At 51.4% G+C, this 558-nt stretch carries 1 protein-coding gene; it reads left to right on the plus strand.

What is annotated here, in order from left to right; genetic code table 11:
- Positions 1 to 3: 3 nt before the first annotated feature.
- Positions 4 to 558, plus strand: a 555-nt coding sequence (locus ACTD9P_RS29680; RefSeq protein WP_438870427.1) for a competence protein CoiA family protein, incomplete at its 3' end; no start/stop codon positions are given.

The following is a 558-nucleotide window of genomic DNA, read 5'->3' on the forward strand; positions in this document are numbered from 1 at the left end:
TATCTGACTTCCGCTGGACAGCGGCCTGACTTGACGGCAGAAAGCGGAGAAGAAAGACTGGCTTTTGAATTTCAATGTGCGAACCTTTCGGCGGACTCTTTAAAGAGCCGGACGGCAGGCCTGAAAAACGCCGGGTACCGGCCGGTCTGGATCATTGGGGCAAAACGGTTAAAACGGATGGCCGCGCAATTTTTCCGGCTTTCTGCTTTTCACTGGCAGTTCTTTGAAGTCAATTCATTTTCCTCCTTAATGTTTTACTGCCCCGACGCCCGCTCCTTTTACAGGCTGCATTCCATCACTCCGTTTTACACCGGCTATTCTTATGCCGGCTTAACCGCAATCCCTCTTCACAAAGCAAACCTGAAAGACATTTGTCATCCGGAAGGGCGGCACAGCGTCAGACTTTCCTCGTGGGGGCGTGCCGTTGCCGGATTCCGCAACAAAGGCGGGCGGTTTTTATCTGAAGATGCCGGTCTTATCCGGCGTCTTTTTTACGAAAGACATCAGGTTGCATTTCCATTTCTCCCCTCTGAAGTGTTTATTCCCGTTTCAGCAGGC

This window comes from Pseudomonas onubensis (genome assembly GCF_965653655.1).
Lineage (GTDB): Bacteria > Pseudomonadota > Gammaproteobacteria > Pseudomonadales > Pseudomonadaceae > Aquipseudomonas.